Annotated in this window: 19 protein-coding genes; 7 read left to right on the top strand and 12 right to left on the bottom strand. The window is 53.8% G+C overall.

What is annotated here, in order from left to right:
* The first annotated feature begins 203 nt into the window (after positions 1-203).
* The 4 genes from B2T33_RS10205 to B2T33_RS10220 are packed head-to-tail and all read left to right on the top strand — an operon-like array spanning position 204 to position 7,426.
* A complete protein-coding gene (locus B2T33_RS10205) occupies positions 204-3,233 on the top strand; it encodes a type I restriction endonuclease subunit R (RefSeq protein ID WP_286791935.1) in 3,030 nt (1,009 codons plus the stop codon).
* Positions 3,223-4,548, top strand: a complete 1,326-nt coding sequence (locus tag B2T33_RS10210; RefSeq protein ID WP_286791936.1) for a restriction endonuclease subunit S — start codon at positions 3,223-3,225, stop codon at positions 4,546-4,548. Before B2T33_RS10205 ends, B2T33_RS10210 begins: the two co-directional genes overlap by 11 nt.
* Positions 4,545-5,768, top strand: coding sequence for an AAA family ATPase (locus B2T33_RS10215; protein WP_286791937.1), 1,224 nt, complete (start codon positions 4,545-4,547; stop codon positions 5,766-5,768). Before B2T33_RS10210 ends, B2T33_RS10215 begins: the two co-directional genes overlap by 4 nt.
* A complete protein-coding gene (locus B2T33_RS10220) occupies positions 5,765-7,426 on the top strand; it encodes a type I restriction-modification system subunit M (protein WP_286791938.1) in 1,662 nt (553 codons plus the stop codon). The genes B2T33_RS10215 and B2T33_RS10220 overlap by 4 nt, the downstream gene beginning before the upstream one ends.
* 287 nt (positions 7,427-7,713) lie before the next feature.
* On the opposite strand, the gene B2T33_RS10225 is transcribed toward B2T33_RS10220, so the two are convergent.
* The 9 genes from B2T33_RS10225 to B2T33_RS10265 form a co-directional block, all read right to left on the bottom strand.
* The gene (locus tag B2T33_RS10225) at positions 7,714-8,232 is read right to left on the bottom strand and encodes a DUF2478 domain-containing protein (protein WP_286791940.1); all 519 of its coding nucleotides are present in this window, start codon (positions 8,230-8,232) and stop codon (positions 7,714-7,716) included.
* Positions 8,233-8,277: 45 nt separating this feature from the next.
* Positions 8,278-8,901: a carbonic anhydrase gene (locus B2T33_RS10230; protein ID WP_286791941.1), complete on the bottom strand. Its 624-nt coding sequence runs from the start codon at positions 8,899-8,901 to the stop codon at positions 8,278-8,280.
* Positions 8,902-8,947: 46 nt separating this feature from the next.
* Positions 8,948-9,766, bottom strand: a complete 819-nt coding sequence (locus tag B2T33_RS10235) for a peptidylprolyl isomerase (protein ID WP_197145733.1) — start codon at positions 9,764-9,766, stop codon at positions 8,948-8,950.
* Between the two features lie 57 nt (positions 9,767-9,823).
* Positions 9,824-10,519, bottom strand: a complete 696-nt coding sequence (gene narI, locus B2T33_RS10240) for a respiratory nitrate reductase subunit gamma (protein WP_064779676.1) — start codon at positions 10,517-10,519, stop codon at positions 9,824-9,826.
* An 11-nt stretch (positions 10,520-10,530) separates the two neighbouring features.
* Entirely contained in the window at positions 10,531-11,235 is a 705-nt protein-coding gene (gene narJ / locus B2T33_RS10245) for a nitrate reductase molybdenum cofactor assembly chaperone (protein WP_286791942.1), read from the bottom strand.
* Positions 11,235-12,758 (bottom strand): nitrate reductase subunit beta, encoded by a 1,524-nt coding sequence (gene narH, locus B2T33_RS10250; protein ID WP_286791943.1) that lies wholly within the window; start codon positions 12,756-12,758, stop codon positions 11,235-11,237. The genes narJ and narH overlap by 1 nt, the downstream gene beginning before the upstream one ends.
* Positions 12,755-16,495 (bottom strand): nitrate reductase subunit alpha, encoded by a 3,741-nt coding sequence (locus B2T33_RS10255; RefSeq protein WP_286791944.1) that lies wholly within the window; start codon positions 16,493-16,495, stop codon positions 12,755-12,757. The genes narH and B2T33_RS10255 overlap by 4 nt, the downstream gene beginning before the upstream one ends.
* A gap of 68 nt (positions 16,496-16,563) precedes the next feature.
* The gene (locus B2T33_RS10260) at positions 16,564-17,958 is read right to left on the bottom strand and encodes a NarK family nitrate/nitrite MFS transporter (RefSeq protein WP_245229948.1); all 1,395 of its coding nucleotides are present in this window, start codon (positions 17,956-17,958) and stop codon (positions 16,564-16,566) included.
* A gap of 61 nt (positions 17,959-18,019) precedes the next feature.
* Complete coding sequence (locus tag B2T33_RS10265; protein ID WP_063088761.1) at positions 18,020-19,384, bottom strand: MFS transporter; 1,365 nt, start codon at positions 19,382-19,384, stop codon at positions 18,020-18,022.
* A gap of 257 nt (positions 19,385-19,641) precedes the next feature.
* Here B2T33_RS10265 and B2T33_RS10270 point away from each other — a divergent pair, with 257 nt between their 5' ends.
* Both B2T33_RS10270 and B2T33_RS10275 read left to right on the top strand, forming a co-directional pair.
* A complete protein-coding gene (locus B2T33_RS10270; RefSeq protein ID WP_063089020.1) occupies positions 19,642-20,340 on the top strand; it encodes a helix-turn-helix domain-containing protein in 699 nt (232 codons plus the stop codon).
* Positions 20,341-20,351: 11 nt separating this feature from the next.
* Entirely contained in the window at positions 20,352-20,657 is a 306-nt protein-coding gene (locus tag B2T33_RS10275; protein ID WP_063088762.1) for a carboxymuconolactone decarboxylase family protein, read from the top strand.
* A gap of 190 nt (positions 20,658-20,847) precedes the next feature.
* Here the strand turns inward: B2T33_RS10275 and ubiV are convergent, their stop codons facing one another.
* The 3 genes from ubiV to ubiT are packed head-to-tail and all read right to left on the bottom strand — an operon-like array spanning position 20,848 to position 23,474.
* On the bottom strand, positions 20,848-21,765 hold the full coding sequence (gene ubiV, locus B2T33_RS10280) for a ubiquinone anaerobic biosynthesis protein UbiV (RefSeq protein ID WP_197145727.1): 918 nt from the start codon (positions 21,763-21,765) through the stop codon (positions 20,848-20,850).
* Positions 21,762-22,739, bottom strand: coding sequence for a ubiquinone anaerobic biosynthesis protein UbiU (gene ubiU, locus B2T33_RS10285; protein WP_286791947.1), 978 nt, complete (start codon positions 22,737-22,739; stop codon positions 21,762-21,764). Before ubiU ends, ubiV begins: the two co-directional genes overlap by 4 nt.
* Before the next feature lie 24 nt (positions 22,740-22,763).
* Positions 22,764-23,474: a ubiquinone anaerobic biosynthesis accessory factor UbiT gene (gene ubiT / locus B2T33_RS10290; RefSeq protein WP_245227676.1), complete on the bottom strand. Its 711-nt coding sequence runs from the start codon at positions 23,472-23,474 to the stop codon at positions 22,764-22,766.
* A 272-nt stretch (positions 23,475-23,746) separates the two neighbouring features.
* On the opposite strand from ubiT, the gene B2T33_RS10295 reads away from it, so the two are divergent.
* The gene (locus B2T33_RS10295; RefSeq protein WP_083996935.1) at positions 23,747-24,454 is read left to right on the top strand and encodes a DUF542 domain-containing protein; all 708 of its coding nucleotides are present in this window, start codon (positions 23,747-23,749) and stop codon (positions 24,452-24,454) included.
* The last annotated feature ends 107 nt before the right edge of the window (positions 24,455-24,561 follow it).

A 24,561-nucleotide genomic window follows, 5' to 3' on the forward strand; every position in this document is an offset into this window, starting at 1 on the left:
CAGGATATGGGCTGTTGAGATTTTGGAGATAGGCTGTCGATCTGAACACAACTCCATCCCAAAAGACACAAGAATGGGACAGTCCTTTCACAATGGATTGTTTTTTTCATTCGAGGTGTTGGACTCAACCTCTCCAAATATTCATATCTCACGTCCGGAAGCTGTGTGCTTCTAGGCTAAATAAAAAAGAGTGATTTCCTATAATGGTGACGAATACCCCTGAACGCGATCTTGAAGAGGCCCTGATCACGAAACTCGGGACCCTCAAATACGAATATCGCCCAGACATTCGTGATCGAGCGGCTCTTGAAGCTAACTTCAGGAATAGATTCGAAGCCCTGAACCAGGTGAAGCTTACGGATGGTGAATTCAAGCGTCTTCTGGAAGAAATAGTCACGCCTGATGTCTTCACTGCTGCCCGGACCCTTCGTGAACGCAACAACTTTACTCGAGATGATGGAACGCCGCTCAACTACACTCTCGTAAATATCAGGGACTGGTGCAAAAACACCTTCGAGGTGATCAATCAGCTCCGCATCAATACTGACAACAGCCACCATCGATATGATGTCCTAATTCTGATCAACGGCGTTCCAGCTGTCCAAATTGAATTGAAGTCCCTTGGCATTAGCCCGCGTAGGGCGATGGAACAAATTGTCGATTACAAGAACGATTCTGGAAGCGGTTACTCCAAGACACTTCTATGCTTCCTTCAGCTCTTCATTGTCAGTAATCGCGATCGCACGTTCTATTTTGCAAATAACAACAACAGCCATTTCGTCTTCAATGCTGAGGAGCGGTTTCTGCCGGTCTATGAATTTGCCGATGCAAACAACGAAAAGATAGTCCATCTCGACAGTTTCGCTGACAGCTTTCTTGCCAAATGCACTCTCGACCAGACCATCAGCCGTTATATGGTCCTCGTTGCAAGCGAGCAAAAGCTTTTGATGATGCGACCGTATCAGATATACGCGGTGAAGGCGATTGTCGACACAATTGCCCAAGACAGTGGTAACGGTTATGTCTGGCATACTACCGGTAGCGGTAAGACGCTTACGTCCTTCAAAGCCTCAACGCTTCTGAAAGATAACCCTGATATCGAAAAGTGCCTCTTTGTTGTGGACCGCAAGGACCTGGATCGACAGACGCGCGAGGAGTTTAATAAGTTCCAGGAAGGTTGCGTCGAGGAGAATACCAGTACCGCGTCCCTCGTCCGCCGCCTACTCTCGGACGATTATGCAGACAAGGTGATCGTATGCACCATCCAGAAACTGGGCCTCGCGCTGGACGAAAACAGCAAGCGCAACAAGAAGCAAAGGAAAGACGGTAGGAAGAGCTTCAAGGAGCAGTTGGAACCCCTTCGTAACAAGCGCATTGTCTTTATCTTCGACGAGTGCCACCGTTCGCAGTTCGGTGAGAACCACAAAGCCATCAAAGAGTTCTTCCCTCGAGCCCAGCTCTTCGGCTTCACCGGAACGCCTATCTTTGGACCGAATGCGGCCCAGCAGAAGATCGAAGGCTCACAAGCCAGTATGATGACGACGGAAGATCTCTTCCCTGAGCGCCTTCACACGTACACAATTACGCATGCTATTGATGATGGAAACGTCCTTCGGTTTCATATCGACTACTTCAAGCCACAGGGAAAAACGCTGCCGAAGCCGGGCGAACCGCTCGCGAAGCGGGCAGTCATCGAGGCTATCTTGGCCAAACATGATGCGGCCACCGGTCAACGCCGGTTCAATGCCTTGCTCGCCACAGCTTCGATTAATGACGCGATTGAATATCATGCCCTCTTCAAAGCTATGCAGGCCGAGAAGCAAGCAGTTGATCCCAGCTTCCTGCCACTGAATATCGCCTGCGTCTTCTCGCCACCTGCCGAGGGCGATCCCGACGTGAAGCAAATTCAGGAAGACCTACCGCAGGAAAAGGAAGACAACACCGTTGAGCCGGAAAAGAAGAAGGAAGCCCTGAAAGCCATACTTGCGGACTACAACGCTCACTATGGTACCAACCACAAGATCGGTGAGTTCGATCTCTATTATCAAGACGTCCAGAAACGCATCAAAGACCAGCAGTGGCCCGATGCCGATCTTAAAAAGGCCTATCCCAATGTGCCACACCACAAGATCGACATTACTATCGTCGTTGACATGCTGCTCACCGGATTCGACTCCAAGTTCCTGAACACACTCTACGTAGATAAAAATTTAAAGCACCACGGGCTTATCCAAGCCTTCTCGCGCACCAACCGTGTACTGAACGCGACCAAACCCTACGGAAATATCCTCGACTTTAGGCAGCAGCAGGATTCGGTCGATGCTGCTATCGCCCTCTTCTCGGGCGAAGCAGCTGCCGAAAAGGCCCGTGAAATATGGCTGGTGGACAAGGCCCCTGTGGTCATCCAGAAATTGGAAGCCGCCGTCCAAACACTTGACGCCTTCATGACGTCGCAGGGCCTCGATTGTGCGCCAGATGCTGTGCCAAATCTTAAGGGTGATGTAGCGCGCGCGACCTTTATCGAGCGTTTTAAGGAAGTGCAGAGACTAAAGACCCAGCTCGACCAATATACCGACCTGACGCCAGAAAACGCCGCCACCATAGAGCAGATTTTGCCCCGTGAGGCGCTCTTAGGCTTTCGCGGCGCCTATCTGGAAACTGCTCAGCGGCTCAGGGCTCAGCAGGATAATAGCACGGATACGCCGACGCAGGAGGCCGACGAGCTGGATTTCGAGTTCGTCCTCTTCGCCTCTGCTGTCATCGATTATGACTATATCATGGGTCTGATCGCCCGCTATTCCGAAGCATCGCCTGGAAAACAGAAGATGAGCCGGGAGGAGCTGATTGGGTTGATCCAGTCCGATGCCAAGTTTATGGATGAGCGCGAGGATATCGCGGCGTATATCAATACTCTAACGGCGGGCGAGGGCCTCAGCGAAAAGGCCATCCGCGAGGGCTATAGTCGCTTCAAGGCGGAAAAGAATGCGGCGGAACTGGCAGGTGTCGCGGGCAAGCATGGCCTGAACACACTAGTGCTGGAGGCCTTCGTGGACACTATCCTACAACGTATGATCTTTGATGGTGAGGCGCTGACCGAGCTGATGGAGCCCCTTGGCCTGAACTGGAAAACGCGCCGGGTAAAGGAATTGGACCTGATGGAGGACCTCATTCCGCTTCTTCTCAAGCGCGCCGGTGGACGCGAGATTTCAGGGCTGAGCGCTTATGAGCAATAAAGTTAAATCCCAAGTCGCGACTGGCGGTAAGTCTGCTTTGGTACCCAAGCGGCGCTTTCCAGAGTTTCGAAACACGGCGGGATGGAGAGAAATCACGCTACAACAACTAGCCCAGCCAGTCACTGATAGGGCGACAGCCGAAGATGAAGACAACGTTCTGAGCCTTTCAGGGGAACATGGACTTGTACGCCAAAATGACTATTTCGGCAAAAAGATCGCAGGCGGAAGTGCAGAGCGTTATCTGAAGATTCGCAGAGACGATTTCGTCTACAATGATCGGACAACTAAGGCGTCGCGTTTTGGAACGATAAAGCGGCTTTCCCATTATCTGGATGGGATTGTCTCGCCCATTTACAAATGCTTCCGCTTCCAACCGAGGGAGAATCCGGTTTTCTGGGACTGGTACTTCGAGTCGGGAAGCCATGGCCTGGCATTGAGTGGGCTGGCCAACGAGGGGGCCAGAGCTGGCCGGTTTAATATTTCCGTTTCACAGTTCCTGTCAACGAAGGTATGGCGGCCAGACGAAGCCGAGCAACAAAAGGTCGCCGACTGTCTGGATTCTGCGAACGCGCTGATTGCCGCGCAGGGGCGGAAGGTGGAAGCGCTAAGAGCCCACAAGAAGGGCTTGATGCAGCAGCTTTTCCCCCAGGAAGGTGAAACCCAACCCCGCTTCCGCTTCCCGGAGTTTGAAGCGGCAAAGGATTGGGAGGAAATCCCGCTCAAAAAGCTAGTTGGTGGATTAGATGCTGGAGTCAGTGTGAAGTCCGGCGATAGACCTGCAATGAGTCGTGAAATTGGTGTGCTTAAGACAAGCGCTGTCACAAGTGGTTTCTTCGACCCGCTTGAGAACAAGGTTGTATTTGATGAATCGCAAATTTGCCGTGTGAAGGAGCCAGTTCAGGGCGATACAATAATAATTAGTAGAATGAACACACCAGCGCTCGTGGGGGCCAGTGCTTATGTAAAGGTCGGCTTGCCAAACTTATTTCTTCCTGATCGCCTCTGGGCTGCCAAGAAAAGGGGCGTAACATCCATGAGGTTCTTGGCCTTCTTGTTAGGGGCCGACAGAGGGCGATCAGCATTATCGAGCTTGGCAGGCGGGAGTTCTGGTTCCATGAAGAACATCTCGAAAAAAGATGTTTTGGCACTCTTGCTTGCAGTGCCGTCCCCGCCCGAACAGCAGCGCATCGCCGACTGCCTCACCTCCCTCGACGACCGTATTGCTGCCGAGACCCGGAAACTCGGGATGCTCAGGGCCCATAAACAGGGCCTAATGCAGCGGCTTTTCCCCCAGGTCGGGGAGGTTGACGAATGAGCACCTACAAGAGCCTGAGAACTCTGGTGGCCCGGCTTCGTGACGACTTGAATAATCCGACCGGCCCAGTCTCGCTTGTCTTGATTTATGCCTATAATCGCACCGGCAAGACACGCCTGTCGATGGAGTTCAAGGACGCCGGCAAGCGCAAAAACAGGAAGAACCCGACTGGGACGCCCGACACGCTCTATTTCAACGCTTTCACCGAAGACCTGTTCGTCTGGGAAAACGACCTGGACGGCGACAGCGTTCGTCGTCTGCAGCTGAACGAGCAGTCGTCCTTTTTCAACGCGATGACCGAGCTTGCGCTGGACGAAACCATCGCCCGCTACCTATCCCGTTACGCCGACTTCGATTTCGACTTCACCTACAAGGAGATCGAGCAGGGAGGCGAGACACTGTTCAAGCCGGACTATGTGAGCTTCAGCAAGGGCGGCGAGGCCAACATCAAGGTATCACGCGGCGAACAGAACATCTTCATCTGGTGCGTTTTTATGGCCATCTGCGAACGGATGCTGGATGGGCATGAATCCTATCAGGGGAAGAAGTACCTCTACATCGACGACCCGATCTCGTCGCTGGACGACAACAACGCGATTTCCGTCGCCTGTGATCTTGCCAAGCTCCTCCGCCGGGCGGCCACGCGAACGGATGCGGACGGGAATCCTACGCCCATCAAGGTGATCTTTTCTTCGCACCACGCGTTGTTCTTCAACGTGATGTGTAACGAGCTCGGCCGGAAGATTGATGACGCGCCTTCGGTTGCTCACCGGCGCTATTTCCTGCACCGACCAAACGGTGACGGCACCTACCTGCTTCAAGCGACAGAAGACACGCCCTTCTTCCACCATGTGGCGACGCTCGCCGAATTGCAGCGGGCTGCTGATCCGAAGAAAGGCAAGCTCTACACCTACCACTTCAACGCACTGCGCAGTGTCATGGAGAAAACAGCATCCTTCTTTGGTCACCCGAGTATCGCCTTTTGCCTGAGGGCTCTGGACAACGAGGAAGACAGGGCGCTGTTCAACCGTGCGCTGAACCTGCTGAGCCACGGCGCCTATGCCATCCATGAACCGACCGAGATGGGCGAGGACAACAAGGAGCTCTTCCGCCGTATCCTTCGAGAATTCATCATCCGGTTCGAGTTCGCTCTGCCGGGCAACGCACCCGCCCGGCCACCAGCCCCGGCACCCGCACCCCAGGAAGCACCCGCACAATGAACGACCAAATCCAAAAACAACTGGGCAAGACCCTCTGGAATATCGCCGACGCGCTTCGGGGCGCGATGAACGCGGACGACTTCCGCGACTACATGCTATCCTTCCTGTTCTTGCGCTACCTTTCGGACAATTACGAAGCGGCGGCGAAGCGAGAGCTTGGCTCCGACTACCCCGATCTGCCGGAAGATGTTCTCGCCCGCACGGGCGCGAGTACGCCCCTGCAAGCATGGTACGAAGACAATCCGGATGACGTGGCCGATTTCGAAAGGCAGATGCGCCGCAAAGTGCACTACGTGATCCAGCCGCCGTATTTGTGGAATAACATTGCCAATCTTGCTCGTACGCAGAGCGATGAGCTGTTGCTTACGCTTTCCGAGGGGTTCAAGTACATCGAAAATGAGTCCTTCCAGAGCACCTTCGGTGGGTTGTTTTCCGAGATCAATCTTTATTCGGAGAAGCTAGGCAAGACGCAGGCGGACAAGAACAAGAAACTCTGTTCCATCATCTCCGAGATCGCCAGAGGGCTGGCCGAGTTTTCGTCCAAGGTTGATGCTCTCGGCGACGCCTACGAATATCTGATCGGGCAGTTTGCCGCTGGTTCTGGCAAGAAAGCAGGTGAGTTTTACACTCCTCAGCAGATATCGGACATCCTTTCGGCAGTCGTGACGTTGGACAGCCAGGAGCCAGCTACGGGTAAGAAAGAGCGACTAGAGAGTGTTCTCGACTTTGCCTGCGGTTCGGGATCATTGCTGCTCAACGTTCGAAAGCGCATGGGGGCTCATGGCATAGGCAAGATTTTCGGGCAGGAAAGTAATATCACGACCTACAACCTTGCTCGCATGAACATGTTGCTGCATGGGATGAAGGATACCGAGTTCGAGATTTTTCACGGGGACACCCTAGCCAATGACTGGGATATCCTACGCGAACGGAATCCGGCCAAGAAGCATGCATTTGACGTTATCGTCGCCAATCCGCCCTTCAGCTTGCGTTGGGAGCCATCTGACGCAATGGGCGACGATGTTCGGTTCAAGAACTATGGGGTTGCGCCCAAATCTGCTGCGGATTTCGCCTTTCTGTTGCACGGCTTTCATTACCTGAAAGACGATGGCGTAATGGCCATTATTTTGCCCCATGGCGTGCTGTTCAGAGGTGGTGCCGAAGAGCGCATTCGCACCAAGCTGCTAAAAGACGGGCACATTGACACGGTTATTGGCCTTCCGGCAAACTTGTTCTATTCGACCGGTATCCCGGTTTGCATCCTTGTGCTTAAGAAGTGTAAGAAGCCGGACGACGTGCTCTTCATCAACGCTGCGGAGCACTTCGTGAAAGGCAAACGGCAGAACCAACTTGGAGATGGTGAGAACGGCACACCCGATCATATCGGAAAAATCATTTCGACATATCAATTCCGCAAGGAAGAGGAGCGTTACTCCAAGCGTGTGAGTATGGAGCGTATCGCCGAAGAAGGTTACAACCTCAATATCTCCCGCTACATCAGCACAGCCATGCCCGAGGAAGAGATTGATCTCGCTGCAACGCAAAAGGATATGGTTGAGATCGAAAAGCAGATTTGGGAAGCAACGGCAAGGCATAATGAGTTCCTTAAAGAACTTGGATTGCCTCCTTTGCCAACGCCCAAGAAGCAAAGTATCTAAATTTTAAAAGCGTACGTTCTTTTCCAATTGCAACACTTACTTGTCTTCAAAAGTCAGTGACCAGAGAAATGTCATCTTTTCTGGCAATTCCGCAGCTTTTTGTCAGCTTATGTGACAATCCGTGTCAACTTATCTGGCAATCGAAAATGCTAAGGGATTGATTTCGTTGCATGCTGAATGTCAGCTTTTGTGGCACGTGACATCTGAAAAATTTATGCTGCATAAGCCCGACGCATATATGCGTCGGTGCAGCTATTTGATTGTCATAGTTCGGGTTAATGCGCGTGCTAGGCAGGCTGGACCAACGCACAATTCTCCTCAAGCCAATCAAAAAGATCGTTTTCTTTTGGTGGCAAGGCGATTTCCAGGCCTCCGGCAAATTCCTTGAATGCTTCGAGGTTTAGTTGGTTCAGGCCGACCAGTACCGTGATGTCTTTTACCAAAGCATCGGCAATGACATCCCGAAAACCGCGCCCTTCGGCCTCGTGCTTGCCGAATTTGTTGATAACGAGAACATCGGCACCTTTTTGAAGCTCATGGGTGACGAAGCCAACAGCATCTTCCAGTGCACTTGTGTCGAGGCGGCAGCCGCGTGAATGTTTGCCTAGTGCCTGAGAAATGCGAATAACCGGACCATCCGGCAGTACCTTGACATCCATATCGCACGGATCGTCCATTTCCCGTTCTGAATTGATCTGGACTGTTCCGCAAACGCGCAAGCCCGTGTCCGAGAGGCGCCGGGCAACGCTCGACAAAAGCAGGTCTGTGTCGCCTCTACCCGCTGCCATCGTGTATGCGATTTTCATCTTGGTATTCCTTGTCTCGTTTCATCGGGGAATAGCTCACCTGAGTCAGGAAGCCCGTTCCTCGGAATTGGGAAAATCCGATCGACGGATCGTGCATCCAAGGTCACGTAAAAGGCCGTCTTTCAGGCTATAAATCAGGCCATGAATTTTGATTTCTGCGCCAGCGCGCCAGGCACGCCGCATGATCGGGGTTTCGGCCACCCGGCTGACACCCTCGATCACATTGAGCTCCGCGAGCCTGTCACGCCGAACCTCGATGTCACTGTGCTGGTCAAGTGCACGGGCATGATAGCGGGCCTGACGACGGATCGGTTCAAGCCAGTGATCGGCCAAGCCATGGGGAAGGTCCTCCGTCGCTGCTCTCACACCGCCACAACCGTAGTGACCGCAAACAATAATCTCGCGGACCTTCAGGGTATCGACGGCAAACTCAAGCGCAGAAAGCAGGTTCAGGTCCGATGAATGCACCACATTGGCAACATTGCGGTGAACAAAAACTTCTCCGGGATCAAGCCCGGCAACAACGTTGGCCGGTACCCGGCTGTCTGAACATCCGATCCAGAAAAACTCTGGCGCCTGATGGCTTGCCAGTCTGGAAAAATATCCGGGCTCTTCGTCTTGCCGTGATCGCGACCAGACTTTGTTTCGTTCCAAAAGGTTTTCAAGCATGCAAACCTCACACCTTTTGTGGGTTATATGCGCTAAAACCGCGCGCTTAATTGGGTTTCGTATTGTTGGTCCCGCGTCCAAGGTCGGCTCCGGTGATGGAGGAGGAGGCGATAAGGCCGTCGACAAACGCCTTTGCCTTGCGGGCCCACTGGGCTTTTTCCATCGCTTCGGAGATTTTTGGTTTCACGGTCTCGAACGGCAATGGATGCCCCTCTGCAAGTGCATCTAGCCGGAGGACGTGATAGCCATATCTGCTCAGTACAGGCTCGGGCGCGATTTCGCCCTCAGAAAGCTGGCGAAGTGCGGCTTCAAATTCCGGCACCGTATCGCCGGGACGCAACTGACCAAGCGATCCGCCTGCTGAACGCGATCCACAGTCGCTTTGCGTGCGTGCAATCTTTTCGAACGTCTTGCCGTCTTTGCGAAGGTCGCTGAGGATATCGTTTGCCCGTCTGAGGGCCAGTTCTCTCTCCACGGCGTCATTCGGATCGCATTTGCACAGAATGTGGGACACTTCCCACAACGGCATCGAGCGAAACCGCTCGGGATCCTTTTGCCATTCGGCACGAATGGCTTCTTCGCTTGGGGGAATGATATCGATCTCTGCTTCAAGCAATGCGCGGATCATGGCCTCTTCCCCGGTTTCAAACCGGTTTGGAGAGACTTCCAGCGGGACTGCTTCAATACCGTTTTTGCGCGCTTCCTGAAGCAACAGGGTACGGATGACCAGTGCATTTGCCGCGTTACGCAAAGCGTCGGCAAAATTGTCCTTTGACGCCGTGTGGTTTTGCAATTCCGCAGCAACCGCTGTTTGCGGAATGGTTTCGCCATTGATGACGAGATCGGGAAACATTTGCGTATTCATAGCGCTTTGTCCTTTGTTTTCAGGAGGTCGTCGGCGCATGAATGCGCCGACTGTCCATTATCGATGTGACAAAGGTCTGGTGCGGCGTGACCGGACAATCTGATACCCCGGACGCAAGAAATACCGCACTGGAACTGACAGCATGTGCACAAGGCGCGTGAACGGGAACACCAGGAAAATCGTCAGGCCCAGAACCAGATGCAGTTTGAAGATCCAGGCCACATTGGTAATGTGGCTGGCGGCATCAGACTGGAAGGTGAAAATTCCCTGTGCCCAAGCCATGAACTTGGTCATTTCATACCCGTCGAGATGTTCAAGCGACACAAAGATGGTGCCGATCCCAAGAACAAGCTGTGCCAGCAACAGGGCCAGAATGCCAATATCGGCAAAGCTTGACGTTTTGCGGATACGCGGATCGGTGATCCGGCGATGAAACAGCATCAGGCCACCAATCAGGGCCATGACACCGGCAATGCCACCGGCCACAACTGCCAGGGTCTGTTTGGCACCATGAGTGATCCCAAGGGCATCAAAAATCCAGATTGGCGTCAAAAGTCCGACCAGATGGCCAAAGAAAATGACCAGAACACCGACATGGAACAGAACGGAGCCCAGCATCAATTGCCTGCGACGCAGAAGCTGACTTGATGATGTTTTCCAGGTGAAGGGATCACGTTCATATCGGGCGATAGAGCCGATAATCAGGACCGATAGCGCGATATAGGGATAGATCCCGAAAAGGAAGTTATGCATTTGGGCCTCCTTTACTCTGCTGCTGCCGGCGGTACCGGTCCAGCGGGTTGATCAATACGCGACAGAATGTCACGCACCTGCGGGCAACCGGCATTCGGGTCCGGTCCAAACGTGACCTCGCTTTCTTCCCAGACCTCGTCGAGGGCCTCGAGGTCATTGGGGTCGTCTTCGGGTTGTTCAAGGAGTTCGGCAACAGCATTGGCGTCAGCCGTGACATTTGCCAGTTGCTGCAAGGCGGAAAACACCGCCTGATAGGGGCTTTCGCGATTTTCAAGACGGGCGCGGATTGCCTCAAAGATGTGTGCTGCGTCAGCCAATGTGTCCTGCACCTCTGCACGCGGTCGGGTCGACAGGAATTCCAGCAGCACAGGAAGATGGTCTGGAAGCTCCGTTGTTGCCGGTTCAAAGCCGCCAGCCCGATATGTTTCAAGCAGGCTGACCATGGCACCACCACGGTCGCGGCTTTCGCCGTGAACATGCTCGAACAGGTTAAGTGACAGGCTGCGCGAACGATCAAACAGCATGACGAAACGTTCCTGAAGATCGTAAATGTCATCGTTTGACAGCGCTTCGACCAGCGGTCGCAAACCGCGACGTGCCGCCGCCGTAAGGCGGGTGTCCGATGCCAGAACGCGGCCAATTTCGGGCATGGCTTCTTGCAGTTCTGTTGTCGGATAGCTCAGCAGAAGCGAGAACGATTTGAGTGTGCGGTCCATCAGCGTACCTCCTCTGGCATTTTCAGAGGCTTCTTGCTGCCACCAAACAGGGACCCCTGACTGATGCCCGAAGAACAACCGTTGCAGTTGGTGAACCCTTCGCCGCCACGCAGGTCATAGGCTTCCTCGACCTGTTCGCGATGGGTGGTCGGGATGACGAACCGGTCTTCGTAATCGGCAAGCGCCATGATTTTGTACATGTCCTCGATGGTTGCACCATCAAGACCGACGCGTTTGGCGACCGACTCATCAATGACACCATCGACGGTTTTCGACCGCATATAGGCCCGCATGGCCAACATCCGTTCGAGAGCATGTGCCACTGGCTCCTCGTCGCCAGCTGTCAGCATATTGGCAAGGTATTTCAAAGGAATGCGAAGGTTGCGGACATCGGGCATTGCCCCGTCCATGCCGATTGCACCGGCTTCGGCAGCATTCTGGATCGGGGAAAGTGGCGGGATATACCAAACCATCGGAAGGGTGCGGTATTCCGGATGCAGCGGGAAGGCAACTTTCCACTCCATCGCCATTTTCCAGATCGGGCTGTCCTGGGCTGCCTTGATCCAGTCTTCCGGAATGCCGTCGGCACGGGCCGCCGCGATAACTTCCGGATCTTTGGGATCCAGGAACACACCAAGCTGGGCATCATAAAGATCGGTGGTTTCTTCGGCATTGGCCGCGGCTTCGATCTTGTCAGCATCATAAAGCATGACACCGATATAGCGGATACGCCCGACACAGGTTTCCGAACAGACCGTCGGATTGCCTGATTCAATGCGCGGATAGCACAGGGTGCATTTTTCCGATTTGCCCGTTGACCAGTTGTAATAAACCTTCTTGTACGGGCAGCCAGATACGCACATGCGCCATCCCCGGCATTTTTCCTGATCGATCAGGACAATGCCGTCTTCTTCACGTTTATAAATCGCCCCAGACGGGCAACTTGCGGCACATGCCGGGTTGAGGCAGTGTTCGCACAGACGTGGCAAATACATCATGAATGTATTTTCGTATTCGCCGTAAATGTCTTTCTGGATGCCCTCGAAATTGTAGTCTTCCGAGCGTTTCGAAAACTCCCCGCCAAGGATTTCTTCCCAGTTCGGGCCTTTTTCGATTTTTTCCATCCGTTCGCCAGAGATGCGCGAGCGTGGACGTGCGGTCGGAAAGGCCTTCGTTTCCGGGGCCGATTTCAGGTGATCGTAATCGAAATCGAACGGTTCGTAATAGTCGTCGATTTCCGGCAGATCCGGGTTGGCAAAGATATTTGCCAGGATGCGCCATTTCGATCCCTGTTTGGGCTGCAGCTTGCCCGACTTGGTGCGTTCCCAGCCACCATTCCAGCGGTTCTGGTTTTCCCAGTCGGTCGGATAGCCAGTACCTGGCTTGGTTTCGACGTTGTTGAACCAGGCGTATTCAACGCCGTCGCGGCTGGTCCAGACGTTTTTGCAGGTGACAGAACAGGTATGGCACCCAATGCATTTGTCGAGGTTCAGCACCATGCCGATTTGTGCGCGGACTCTCATTTCCCGACCTCCTTGTCGTTTGCTTCTTCGTCGAGCCAGTCGACCTTCTGCATTTTGCGGACAATGACGAACTCATCACGGTTGGCACCCACGGTTCCGTAGTAGTTGAAACCGTATGATTGCTGGGCATAGCCCCCAATCATGTGTGTGGGTTTAAGTGTCGTGCGGGTGACAGAGTTATGAATGCCGCCGCGTTTGCCGGTCTTTTCGGAGCCGGGCGTATTCACGATCTTTTCCTGTGCATGGTACATGAAGGTCGTACCATCCTTGATGCGCTGGGAAACGACTGCGCGGGCGGTCAGGGCACCGTTGGTGTTGTACAGTTCCACCCAGTCATTATCGACGATCCCGGCGCGTTTTGCGTCGTTTTCGCTGATCCAGATCACCGGACCACCACGGTTAAGCGTCAGCATCAACAAGTTGTCGCTATAGGTCGAATGGATGCCCCATTTCTGGTGCGGTGTGATGAAGTTCAGCACCACATGGGGCATACCGTCGCGGGCTTCGTCGTTGATTTCCGTGGTAATGGTTTTGAGGTCAACCGGCGGACGATAGGAAACAAACCCCTCGCCAAAGGCCCGCATCCATAAGTGATCCTGATAAAGTTGCTGACGTCCGGTAAGGGTCCGCCACGGGATCAGTTCGTGAACGTTGGTATAGCCCGCGTTGTAACAGACATGCTCTGACTCAAGGCCCGACCAGGTCGGCGAAGAAATGATCTTGCGCGGTTGGGCGGCAATGTCGCGGAAGCGGATTTTTTCATCTTCCTTGGGAAGGGCGAGATGGGTGTGTTCCCGTCCTGTGATCTTGCCAAGTGCATCCCAGGCCTTGACCGCAACCTCACCATTGGTTTCCGGTGCCAGCATCAGAACCACTTCGGTGGCATCGATATCGGTCTCGATCTTCGCACAGCCCTTGGCAGATCCTTCCTGCCACACACCGTTCAAATCACGAAGATGCTGAACCTCGACCTCGGTCTTCCAGTTGATCCCCTTGCCGCCATTGCCCAGTTTGTCTAGCAACGGGCCAAGTGCGGTAAAGCGATCATGGATTGCGGTGTAATCGCGCTCGACGGCGATATAGTTCGGTGCAGTCTTGCCGGGAATAAGTTCGCATTCACCCTTCTTCCAGTCTCTGACCTGATCCTGGGCGAGTTCACCCGGGGTGTCATGAAGGATCGGCAGGGCGACAATGTCGGTTTCCTTGCCAAGATATCCCGGAACGATTTCCTGGAATTTCTTGGCAATGGCCTTGAAGATTTCCCAATCAGACTTGCTTTCATAGGCCGGGTTGACGGCCGCCTGAAGCGGGTGGATGAACGGGTGCATGTCTGACGTATTCAGATCGTTCTTTTCATACCAGCTTGCGGTTGGCAGAACGACATCGGAATAGACTGCGGTGGTGCTCATCCGGAAATCAATGCAGACCAGAAGATCAAGTTTTCCACGCGGGCCTTCTTCATGCCATTTGGCTTCCTTGGACAATTGATGGCCTTCTTCGCCCAAATCCTTGCCCATGACACCATGATCGGTGCCAAGAAGGTGTTTGAGGAAATATTCGTGACCCTTGCCCGAAGAACCCAGCAAGTTGGAACGCCAGACAAACAGGTTGCGTGGCCAGTTCTTTGGATCATCCGGATCTTCACAGGACATTTCCAGGTCGCCAGATGTCAGTTTTTCGGCAACATAGGCCGGGATTTCCTTACCGGCTTCTTTGGCTGCCTTTGCAACATCGAGCGGATTGGTCTTCAGTTGTGGCGCTGATGGCAACCACCCCATCCGTTCAGCACGGATGTTGTAGTCGATCATTGAAACGTCCCAGTCGCCATCCGGGGCGGTCGGAGACAGGATTTCTTTAGCCGTCAGCGTCTCATAACGCCACTGATCGGTATGGGCATACCAGGCACTGGTCGAATTCATGTGCCGAGGCGGGCGTCCCCAATCAAGAGCAAACGCCAGTGGTTGCCAGCCAGTTTGCGGACGGAGTTTTTCCTGCCCGACATAATGGGCCCAACCGCCACCCGATTGGCCAACACAGCCGCACATGACCAGCATGTTGATGACACCACGGTAGTTCATGTCCATGTGGTACCAGTGGTTCATCGCAGCTCCGATAATGACCATTGATTTGCCTTTGGTCTTTTCGGCATTTCCGGCAAATTCCCGGGCGACATGAATGATCTTGTCGGCTGGAACACCCGTAATCTTTTCCGCCCATGCCGGGGTTCCGGGCATGCCGTCGGCATAGTCACTGGTGACCCAGTCACCACCCAGCCCGCGATCAAGGCCATAGTTTGCACAGAACAGGTCAAATACGGTCGCGACCATGACCTCGCCATCGGCGGTCTGGATGCGTTTGACCGGAATGTTGCGGTTCAGGACATTGGGATGCTGTGCATCGGTTGCGAAATGCTCCGAGGTGTCGCCTCCGAAATACGGGAAGTCGACACCGACAATCTCATCATGATCTTCTTCAAGAATCAGCGACGTCTTGAGATTGGTATCTGCACCGGCGGCTCTTTCTTCCAGGTTCCATTCACCAGCTTCACCCCAGCGATAGCCAATCGACCCGTTCGGAGCAACAAGGCTGCCGGAGTTGTCGTCAATCGCAACGGTTTTCCAGTCGGGATTGTTGTCCTCACCCAGTTTGTCACTCAGGTCAGAGGCACGCAGGAACCGGCCCGGAATGAGCGAGCCATTCTTTTCATCGAGTTTTACCAGCATCGGGAAGTCCGAATATTTGCGGCAATACTCTTCGAAATATTCGGTCTGACGGTCGAGATGGAATTCCCGCAGGATCACATGGCCAAACGCCAATGCCAATGCGGCATCCGTACCCTGTTTAACATTGAGCCAGACATCGCCGAACTTTGCGGCTTCGGAATAATCCGGGCAAATAACCGCTGATTTGGTTCCGCGATACCGGGCCTCGGTATAGAAATGCGCATCCGGTGTTCTGGTTTGCGGTACGTTCGATCCCCAAAGGATGAGATATCCGGCATTGTACCAGTCTGCGGATTCCGGAACGTCGGTCTGTTCGCCCCAGGTCATCGGCGATGCCGGTGGCAAATCGCAATACCAGTCATAGAATGACATGCACACACCGCCAAGAAGGCTGAGATAGCGTGAACCCGCTGCATAACTGATCATCGACATCGCCGGAATGGGCGAGAAACCAAACACACGGTCAGGACCATATGTTTTCGCCGTAAAGGCGTTTGCAGCCGCAACCAGTTCGGTTGCCTCATCCCAGGTCGCACGAACAAACCCGCCTTTGCCGCGACTTGCAACATAACTTTCCCGAAGAACGGGATCGTTTTGAATGGCTGTCCATGCCTCGATCGGGTTCATTGTGGAACGCATCCGGCGCCAAAGCTTCAAAAGCTTGCCACGGATCAGCGGGTTTTTGACGCGGTTGGCAGAATAGAGATACCAGCTATAGCTTGCCCCACGTGCACAGCCGCGCGGTTCATGGTTTGGCAGTCCGGCACGGGTGCGCGGGTAATCGGTCTGCTGGGTTTCCCAGGTGACGATCCCGGATTTCACATAGATTTTCCAACTGCAAGAACCGGTACAGTTCACACCGTGTGTCGAACGAACGATTTTGTCGTGGCGCCAGCGGTTGCGATAGGTATCTTCCCAGTCGCGATTTTCGCGGGTGACCTGACCGTGGTCGTTTGAGAACCTCTCCAGTTCCTTGTTCTGGAAGAAGTTCAGTCTGTCTAACAGGTGACTCATGGCGTTTCTCCTGAAGGCTGCGGACCCTGCCCAAACCGGTTAGGTCGGGCAGGGACAATTTTGGGTGATCAACACGAAACCGGTGCGTTCTTGCGGCTGTAGTAGAACCAGGTGATCGCAAGGCAGACCGCGTAGAAGACGGCAAAGCACCAAAGCGCACCTGCGGGACCACCGGTCAGCGCGATGGAGGTGCCATAGGCTTTGGGAATGAAGAATGCGCCGTAGGCTGCAATCGCACTGGTAAAGGCGATGATCGCGGAACTTTCGAGTTCCGACTGTTTGAGCTGGGTGGCCTGATCGGCATCGGGCATCAGGCGCGGGATTTCCTGACGCATGATCGACGGAATCATCTGGAAGGTTGATGCGTTGCCGACACCGGTCAGGAAGAACAGCGCCATAAAGCAGGCAAAGAAGCCCCAGAAATGACCGCTCGTTCCGCCAAGCGGCAGGAATTGAAGGACGCCGACAACGGCAATAATCATGCCGATAAAGGTCCAGAATGTTACCCGGCCGCCACCAAGCTTGTCAGAAATCCATCCTGTACCTGCACGGCTCAGCGCACCAACCAGCGGACCAAGAAATGCATATTGCAAGGCATCGACTTCCGGGAACTGGGTCTTCATCAGAAGCGGGAACCCGGCGGAATAGCCGATAAAACTGCCAAATGTCCCGGTATAGAGGATGCACATAATCCAGTTGTGTTTGCGGCTAAAGATGATCGACTGCTTTTTGAAGCTGGCTTTGGCATCCGCGATACTGTTCATGCCAAACCAGGCAGCAATGGTCGAAACCACGATGAACGGCACCCAGATGAAACCGGCATTCTGCAAGAAGATTTCGCCCCCACCAGCAACGCTTTGGGCTGCGCCACCAAAGGCGCCGAACACACCGGCCGTGATCACAAGCGGGACCACAAACTGCATGACCGAAACACCAAGGTTGCCAAGTCCGGCATTCAGGGCCAGGGCGTTGCCCTTTGTTCTTTTCGGATAGAAATAGGCGATGTTTGCCATCGAGGAGGCAAAGTTGCCGCCCCCGAACCCGCACAACAGTGCAAGAATAAGGAACCAGCTGTAGGACGTATTGGGATCCTGCACGGCAAAGCCGATCCCAAGGGCTGGCAGCAACAAGGATGCTGTGCTCAGCGTCGTCCAGACACGGCCACCAAAGATTGGCACCATAAAGCTATAGAAAATACGAAGCGTTGCCCCCGACAAACCGGGCAGTGCGGCCAGCCAGAAAAGTTGGCCGGTGGAGTAGGTGAAGCCAATGCCCGGCAGCTTTGCGACAACAACCGACCAAACCATCCAGACCGAAAACGCCAGCAAAAGGCAGGGAATGGAGATCCAGAGATTGCGGGTGGCGATTGCACTGCCTTTGCTTGACCAGAACTCTGTATCTTCTGGTCGCCAATCGGTCAGGACAGCGCCTTTTTGACCATTGTCTGCGTGCGTGATTTCCAAAGGAACCTCCCGATGAAACTGTTGGAGAGGCAGAGCGCAATCTGCGCTCTGCCGGTTTGTCTTACTGAGCAGGTTTGGTGGTAACGCCCGATGGTTTGCCAGTGGCAGGTGCCGGTTTCTCCAGCGGTTTGTCGGGCACATCTGAAAGGTATTTTTCGTCTGCCAGTGCCGGATGACGCGAACGTTCCATGCGGCGGATCACGACATGCATCCAGATCGTGGACACCGCGACCAGAACGAACAGCAGCATGAATGGCGCGGTCCAGACATTGGTCAGATCAAGAAGCACTCCGAAGGCGATTGGCAGGAAGAAACCGCCAAGGCCACCGATCATGCCAACCAGACCACCAACCGATCCGACGTGATGTGGGTAGTAAACCGGGATGTGTTTGTAGACGGCGGCTTTGCCCAGACTCATGACAAAGCCGAGAACGACTGTCAGGGCGACAAACATGCCAACCGAAACACCGAAATCAAACTCGATGGGTCCGTTGATGCCCGAAACCAGATAGGTCGTCTGCGGGTAACTCATGATGAACAGAACGACCAGGGAGACGATGAAGGTCAGATACATCACCGCACGTGCACCCCATTTGTCCGACATCCAGCCCCCCAGTGCCCGAAACACCGAGCCGGGGAGAGAATAAAGTCCGGCAAAGACGCCCGCCGTGGTTAGTTCCAGCCCATAGGCGCCGACATAGTAGCGCGGCAAAAAGCTTGCCAGCGCGACAAAGGCACCAAAGACAAAGAAGTAATAGGTGGCAAAACGCCAGACCTGCATGTTCTTAAGGGGCTCAAGCTGTGAGCTGGCCGACACCGGGCCTTCGCCAGATTCCTTGCGCGCTTGCTGGACCGGGTCGGTTTTTGCCAGCAAGAAAAACAGTACGGCTGTGATGACAAGGACGACGGCGTAAACGCGGGCCGTCCCCTCCCAACCAAGGGCGACTACCAGAAATGGGGCGGCAAAGTTCGTTACAGCCGCGCCAACGTTACCGGCGCCAAAAATCCCCAGCGCAGTGCCCTGACGTTCCTTTTCGAACCAGCGCGACGTATAGGCGACACCAACGATAAAGGACCCACCAGCAAGGCCAAGACCAAGGGCGGCAACAAGAAAGATTTCATAGCTGTGGACGGACGTCAGGAGCCAGACACAGACGGCTGTAATCAGCATCTGCAGTGGGAACATAACCCGACCGCCAAATTGCTCTGTCCATACGCCAAGGAAGATACGGCTGACCGAGCCGGTTAGAACCGGTGTCGCGACCAACAGCCCGAATTGTGTATCACTCAGGCCGAGTTCCTGTTTGATCTTCACCCCGATAATGGAAAAGATCGTCCAAACCGCAAAGCATACCGTGAAGGCGAAAGTACTCAGTCCCAGAGCACGGTATTGGTCTGTTTGTGAAACCCCTTTTAACGTATGCATGGCAATTCCCCTCGAGCATCTGTCGTTACATTGGAGCGTGTCCGAATGGCCTGATCATTGTTTGAGGGGACCCTCGTCAGGGTTGATCTAAATCAGAAAACGTGGAACGCTTCGGTGAAATAAACAGCCACGCCAAGTATGTGGTCCGACGGTTTGCCGAACCTCAATACACAGAGAGAGCAAGAGCAAATGCCCGCTTGATAAATATCAAGTAAGCAGCAGGCACGTTTCTGCGCAGGGTTATAAGTGAGGAAAAAATGTCCGATTCGACCTTCCCGGAGGTGCGCAGTCTGGATCTCTTCGCTGATATGAGCGACGAGAACTATGCCAAGCTCATGCGCGGCGCTTATTTGCAAACATTTCCACCGCATGTTGACCTGATAGGTGAAGGTGAAGGTGCTGATTTCCTTCATGTTTTGGTCTCAGGCGCGGTGGATCTGTTTTCGCGTTGGAATAACCGGGAAACGAGTGTCATGATCGTCAAGCCGGTTTCAACTTTCATTCTTGCCGCTACCATTCGCGATGCTCGCTATTTGATGTCGGCCAGAACAATGGAGAAAAGCCGGATTGTCATGATCCCCAGTCAGGATGTCCGGGCGATCTTTGACCTTGATGCAGGCTTTGCTCGTGCGGTTGTCGTCGAATTGGCCGCCTGTTATCGTTCAGTGATCAAGACCACCAAGAACCTGAAGTTGCGCACAGCCCTCGAACGTCTGGCGAACTATTTGCTGTCCCGACATCGGGCCTATGGTGCCCCGGCGAGTTTCGATCTTGATCTGGAAAAACGGCAACTTGCGTCGGTTTTAGGGATGACACCCGAAAATCTCAGCCGCGCGTTCAAGGCACTTCAGGCATATGGGGTCGCGGTTAACGGAGAAAAAATAGAGATAACTAACCCCGCCCTTCTTCAGAAATTTGCCAAGCCGACATCTCTGATTGACGATGATCAAACGTAAGGAGAGAGCCTATGGTTAAATCTATGCCCGGTGCTGCCGGAACACTGGCGGACCAGTATCCCGATATCTGGAAGGCTTATGCTGAACTTGGTAAGGCCGCTGCAGAGGCAGGACCTTTGACGGATCGGGAACGCCGCCTTGTAAAGCTTGCGCTTGCAATCGGTATTGGTTCTGAAGGAGCGGTACATTCACACACCCGGCGTGCCAAGGCCGAAGGTATCGCCCAAGAAGATCTGTTGCAGATTGCGATGTTGTCTATCGGACCCGTCGGTTTGCCGCGTGCGGTTGCCGCGAAAACCTGGATTGAGGACATCTAGGGCCCTTCCGACATGGTTCCATTCGGGCACTTTCAGTTGATCATTGTCAAGGGTTCCCACCATCGCAGTGTTATGCTGATTGGTGTTCACAATGTAATGTCATGCGAACTCCCCGACTTGTGAATGTATTGAAGGGCTGCAATCGGTAAGATTGCAGCCCTTTCTTTCATTGTGAGTTCTGCCGTGGTTCTTATTCTGCCTGCCGCGCGCGCGTCTGACGAAACTCGGCCCCCGGGGCTTCGTGCAAGAAGCCGTTGGCAAAGTTCATCGGGAAACGCATTTCCTTCAGGCGGTGCCTGAGTTCTTCCGGATCGGTTTTACGCGCGAGAACTTGACGATAGAGATCCGAAACCCTGGTCATGTCCAGACTATGTGGCGACAGGCGGAACGCTGTCACACCGGCGGTTTGCATCTGTGCGATATTGTCCGCCATTTCAACATAGTGGCTGGACAGGGTTTGCAACCCGTTGACCGCCAGAAACGGCGTATCGTCGAGTGTTTCGACATCCATGCCATCAAGGTGGTCCCCGCAAACGTACCGGCAGCCATCCTTGTGCAGGCCTTGCGCCCGTGCTGAATAGCAGCGGGCCGAAATGGCCAAAGGCATACGACCAAATACCTGTACCTCAATCTCGGCCGCGGTCTGCGCGCCACATAATGCTGCGATCGAGGACATCGGTAATTCCCATGGCAGGGCGATCCGTTTAGCGCCTTTTTCGGCAAAGTAGGACAGCGTCCCTTCATTATAGGTGTTGATGTAGGGACCAATCATGTGCGGCTGACCTGCGAGCAAACGCACAACGGAAATATCGTTGGCCTCAATCATAATGTCGGGCATCTGCGCGATGTCGCGTATTTGATTAACTTCGCGCTCATTCATCACCAGTGCGAGTGTAGAGAGAACAACTTCCTTGCCGCTGCGCTGAAGTCGTTCGATAACGCTTGGGAGGTGCTTGTCAAAGAAGGGCATCCGTTTCGCGCAGACAACTTCGCCAACATGGACGGTATCGACGTCGGTTTCATCTGCAATGCGGCTGTAGAAATCCTTTTTGCGGTCCTCGTCCCAGTGAAAAAGAACCGGGCCCATAACAAGTCGCGATCTTTTCATTGCCAGCTTCTCCGGTATGCACCTGTGGTATCGCTTTGACCTTCACTCAGCGTGCTGAGTTTTGATCGCGCGTCGCGTTGTCCCTCGGCGATCTTGTCCAGTGATGTTCGAAATGCGCCAACCACCTGCGATATATAGGCCTTCCCGCGTTGCCGCCCTTCGATCTTGAGCGCGGAAACGCCTGCATCTGCCAGTTCCGGCAGCATGGCGGTGACATCAAGGCTGGTGGGTTCTTCAAACAGATAGCCGGATTTGTCCATGGCACGAAACCGGCCCTTGCACAGCGTCGGATAGCCGACCTTTTCATCGCTGTCATAGATGTTGATGGTGAAATTCCCCAGTCGGGAAACTGTCGTGTCGCCGCGTTCTTCATAGTGAACATGTGCTGCCGGCGAACAGACGCCGTTCATATTCGGACTTTCGCCCGTCGCGTATGAAGACAGTGAACAACGGCCTTCGGCCATCACGCACATCCCGCCAAATGCGAATACTTCTGTTTCGACCTGTATGCGTTGATTAAGCGTGCGGATCTCATCAAGCGACAGAACACGGGGCAGTACAACACGGCGCACACCGAATTCCTGATGATAAAATCGAATGGCTTCTTCGTTCGAGGCCGACGCCTGTACGGATAAATGCAAACGTGCGTCAGGATGATGATCGCGCGCATATCGCAGCAAACCGATATCAGCAAGGATGATGGCATCGACACCAATTGCCACGGCATCATCAACTGCCTTATGCCAGATTTCTTCAGCCCCGGCTTGCGGATAGGTATTGCAGGCAAGATAGACATGAACTCCGTGCTTGTGCACATGTTTGACGGCATCGCGCAACTCGGCACGTGAAAAGTTCAATCCCGGAAAGTTTCGGGCATTCGTTGCGTCCCGAAAACCGCAATATACAACATCAGCACCCGCCGCAACGGCGGCATGCAGGCTGGCAGGTGTTCCTGCAGGACAAACGAGTTCCATATTGAACCTGTGAATAGTTGTGGATCAGGGATTGGCGGGCAGCGCGAAATCATCCTTGGCCGCACCGGATGGTTTGGGGCGCGTATGGCGGTTCCGCCTTTGTATTGTTTTCTCGATCTCAGCCAGTGTGACCGCTTGCGCGGATGCGCGTTTTTCCACGCCGAGCAAACGTTTGGCGGTGGGGGACGTCAATGCATTTGCCGTCCGGTTCATGTCGTGCTGAAGTTGTCGATAAATTTTTTCGGCAAGGCCAAGTGCTGCCCTAGCTGCTGGGCCCATCATGCCAAAGCTTTCCGCCACGGCGGATCGCAGATCAATGGACTCTCCATCCAGGGCATTGCGAAGTGCGACAACAAGTTCAGTGCGTCCCTCGATCCGCAATGTGCGCGAAAAGAACAGTGCGTCACCATCCGATGTCCCCTGAAGAAGCTCCAGCAGCGCGGGTAACGGTCCTGATATCTGTGCTGCGACAGTTTCTTCTTCTATATGTCTTGCGGGGCGGAGTTCAGGATGATCGGCATCTATTTTTAAATAGAATTGCAAATCCAGATCAGTCGGAGAAATCAGCAACGCGAATGCTTCTTGCTCTGCCACCCGTTCAAATACCGGTCTGTAGCGATGATGCATCGTCGCCATCGCGTGACGGCATATACGCTCTACCAAAAGGGCTGGCGCATTGCGTATGAACGGGTTTGCCAGCAAAAATGGCGTAAAGGATGGATAGCTTTCTGTCACGGCATACTCCCACGGCATACTCCGGCGTTTTGCATGGCGAAGTATCACTGGCCCGGGCGGGTTGGCGTTTGATGTTTGTCAAATCACCGTGAGATTGGAATTACGCTTAGTTGGAACAAGCCGACAGGATGTTACTTTGACGTGATAATCGAACAGAACCGACCGCAACATTTTTTGGCATAAATCCATTTGACCATCGTCAATCTGCCAAATTGTCGCTGGTTTAAACTCCCTTTCGTTTGCTGGATGCCGATCTTAGGGAGGACACCTTTATGCAAGATGCGTTGAACACGGCAACACAGGACGTTAAGCCCGCCGAACTGCTTGATCAGAGTCTGGGGGGCTTGATTTCATGTTTCCCCGGCGCAACGCTGGTTTTTCGCCGTCATCGCATCGGGTTTTGTTGTCATCCTGACCAGACACTTCAAGAAGCTGCAAAGCGCAAGGAACTTGATCCCCACGCGATTGCCGGGGAACTCTGCAAGCTTCCCAAGGGACCTTTGACCATGCCCGATGTGGGGGATGTTGATGGGTTTATCGATTTCATCCTTACGCGCTATCACGATGTTCACCGCGAAGAGTTGATCGAGCTGATTGCGCTGTCTCGCGAAATTGAAATTGTGCATGGTGACCATCCGGACGCGCCGGTAGGGCTGGCAGATGCATTGATGGAAATGGCAGAGCAACTTGATATGCACATGACCAAAGAGGAAAATATTCTTTTCCCGGCGATGCGTGAAATGAGCAGGAATACCTCGATTACGTCGGCACTTGCCATGCCTATCCATTGTATGCGCGAAGAGCATGACGATCACGGCCAAGCCATCCACAAACTGCAGAAATTGACAAACAATTGCACCTTGCCTGACGGGGTATGCGGTTCGTGGCGCAGGTTGTACAGCGCGATCGGTAAGCTGATCGAAGATCTTGTTGCACATATGTATCTGGAAAATTCGATCCTGTTCCCGCGTTTCGAATAGTCTGCTGCAAAATGTGACAGCGATGTCGTCGCGTGTTTTCTGTGACAAAGCCCTGCTGACTGGCAGGGCTTTTTTGCTGGACGGTGCACTTTGTTTTATGGGCCTGA

Origin of the sequence: Thalassospira sp. UBA4513 (assembly GCF_002388495.1) — a bacterium.
GTDB lineage: Bacteria > Pseudomonadota > Alphaproteobacteria > Rhodospirillales > Thalassospiraceae > Thalassospira > Thalassospira tepidiphila.

Bases quoted from the DNA above. Each gene is read 5' to 3' on its own strand.
- narJ (WP_286791942.1), bottom strand. From the start codon at position 11,235: ATGGACCGCACACTCAAATCGTTCTCGCTTCTGCTGAGCTATCCGACA.
- B2T33_RS10295 (WP_083996935.1), top strand. From the start codon at position 23,747: ATGCAAGATGCGTTGAACACGGCAACACAGGACGTTAAGCCCGCCGAA.
- B2T33_RS10205 (WP_286791935.1), top strand. From the start codon at position 204: ATGGTGACGAATACCCCTGAACGCGATCTTGAAGAGGCCCTGATCACG.
- ubiV (WP_197145727.1), bottom strand. From the start codon at position 21,765: ATGAAAAGATCGCGACTTGTTATGGGCCCGGTTCTTTTTCACTGGGAC.
- B2T33_RS10225 (WP_286791940.1), bottom strand. From the start codon at position 8,232: ATGAAAATCGCATACACGATGGCAGCGGGTAGAGGCGACACAGACCTG.
- narI (WP_064779676.1), bottom strand. From the start codon at position 10,519: ATGCATAACTTCCTTTTCGGGATCTATCCCTATATCGCGCTATCGGTC.
- narH (WP_286791943.1), bottom strand. From the start codon at position 12,758: ATGAGAGTCCGCGCACAAATCGGCATGGTGCTGAACCTCGACAAATGC.
- B2T33_RS10235 (WP_197145733.1), bottom strand. From the start codon at position 9,766: ATGAATACGCAAATGTTTCCCGATCTCGTCATCAATGGCGAAACCATT.
- B2T33_RS10220 (WP_286791938.1), top strand. From the start codon at position 5,765: ATGAACGACCAAATCCAAAAACAACTGGGCAAGACCCTCTGGAATATC.
- B2T33_RS10210 (WP_286791936.1), top strand. From the start codon at position 3,223: ATGAGCAATAAAGTTAAATCCCAAGTCGCGACTGGCGGTAAGTCTGCT.
- B2T33_RS10265 (WP_063088761.1), bottom strand. From the start codon at position 19,384: ATGCATACGTTAAAAGGGGTTTCACAAACAGACCAATACCGTGCTCTG.
- B2T33_RS10215 (WP_286791937.1), top strand. From the start codon at position 4,545: ATGAGCACCTACAAGAGCCTGAGAACTCTGGTGGCCCGGCTTCGTGAC.
- ubiU (WP_286791947.1), bottom strand. From the start codon at position 22,739: ATGGAACTCGTTTGTCCTGCAGGAACACCTGCCAGCCTGCATGCCGCC.
- B2T33_RS10270 (WP_063089020.1), top strand. From the start codon at position 19,642: ATGTCCGATTCGACCTTCCCGGAGGTGCGCAGTCTGGATCTCTTCGCT.
- B2T33_RS10255 (WP_286791944.1), bottom strand. From the start codon at position 16,495: ATGAGTCACCTGTTAGACAGACTGAACTTCTTCCAGAACAAGGAACTG.
- B2T33_RS10230 (WP_286791941.1), bottom strand. From the start codon at position 8,901: ATGCTTGAAAACCTTTTGGAACGAAACAAAGTCTGGTCGCGATCACGG.
- B2T33_RS10275 (WP_063088762.1), top strand. From the start codon at position 20,352: ATGGTTAAATCTATGCCCGGTGCTGCCGGAACACTGGCGGACCAGTAT.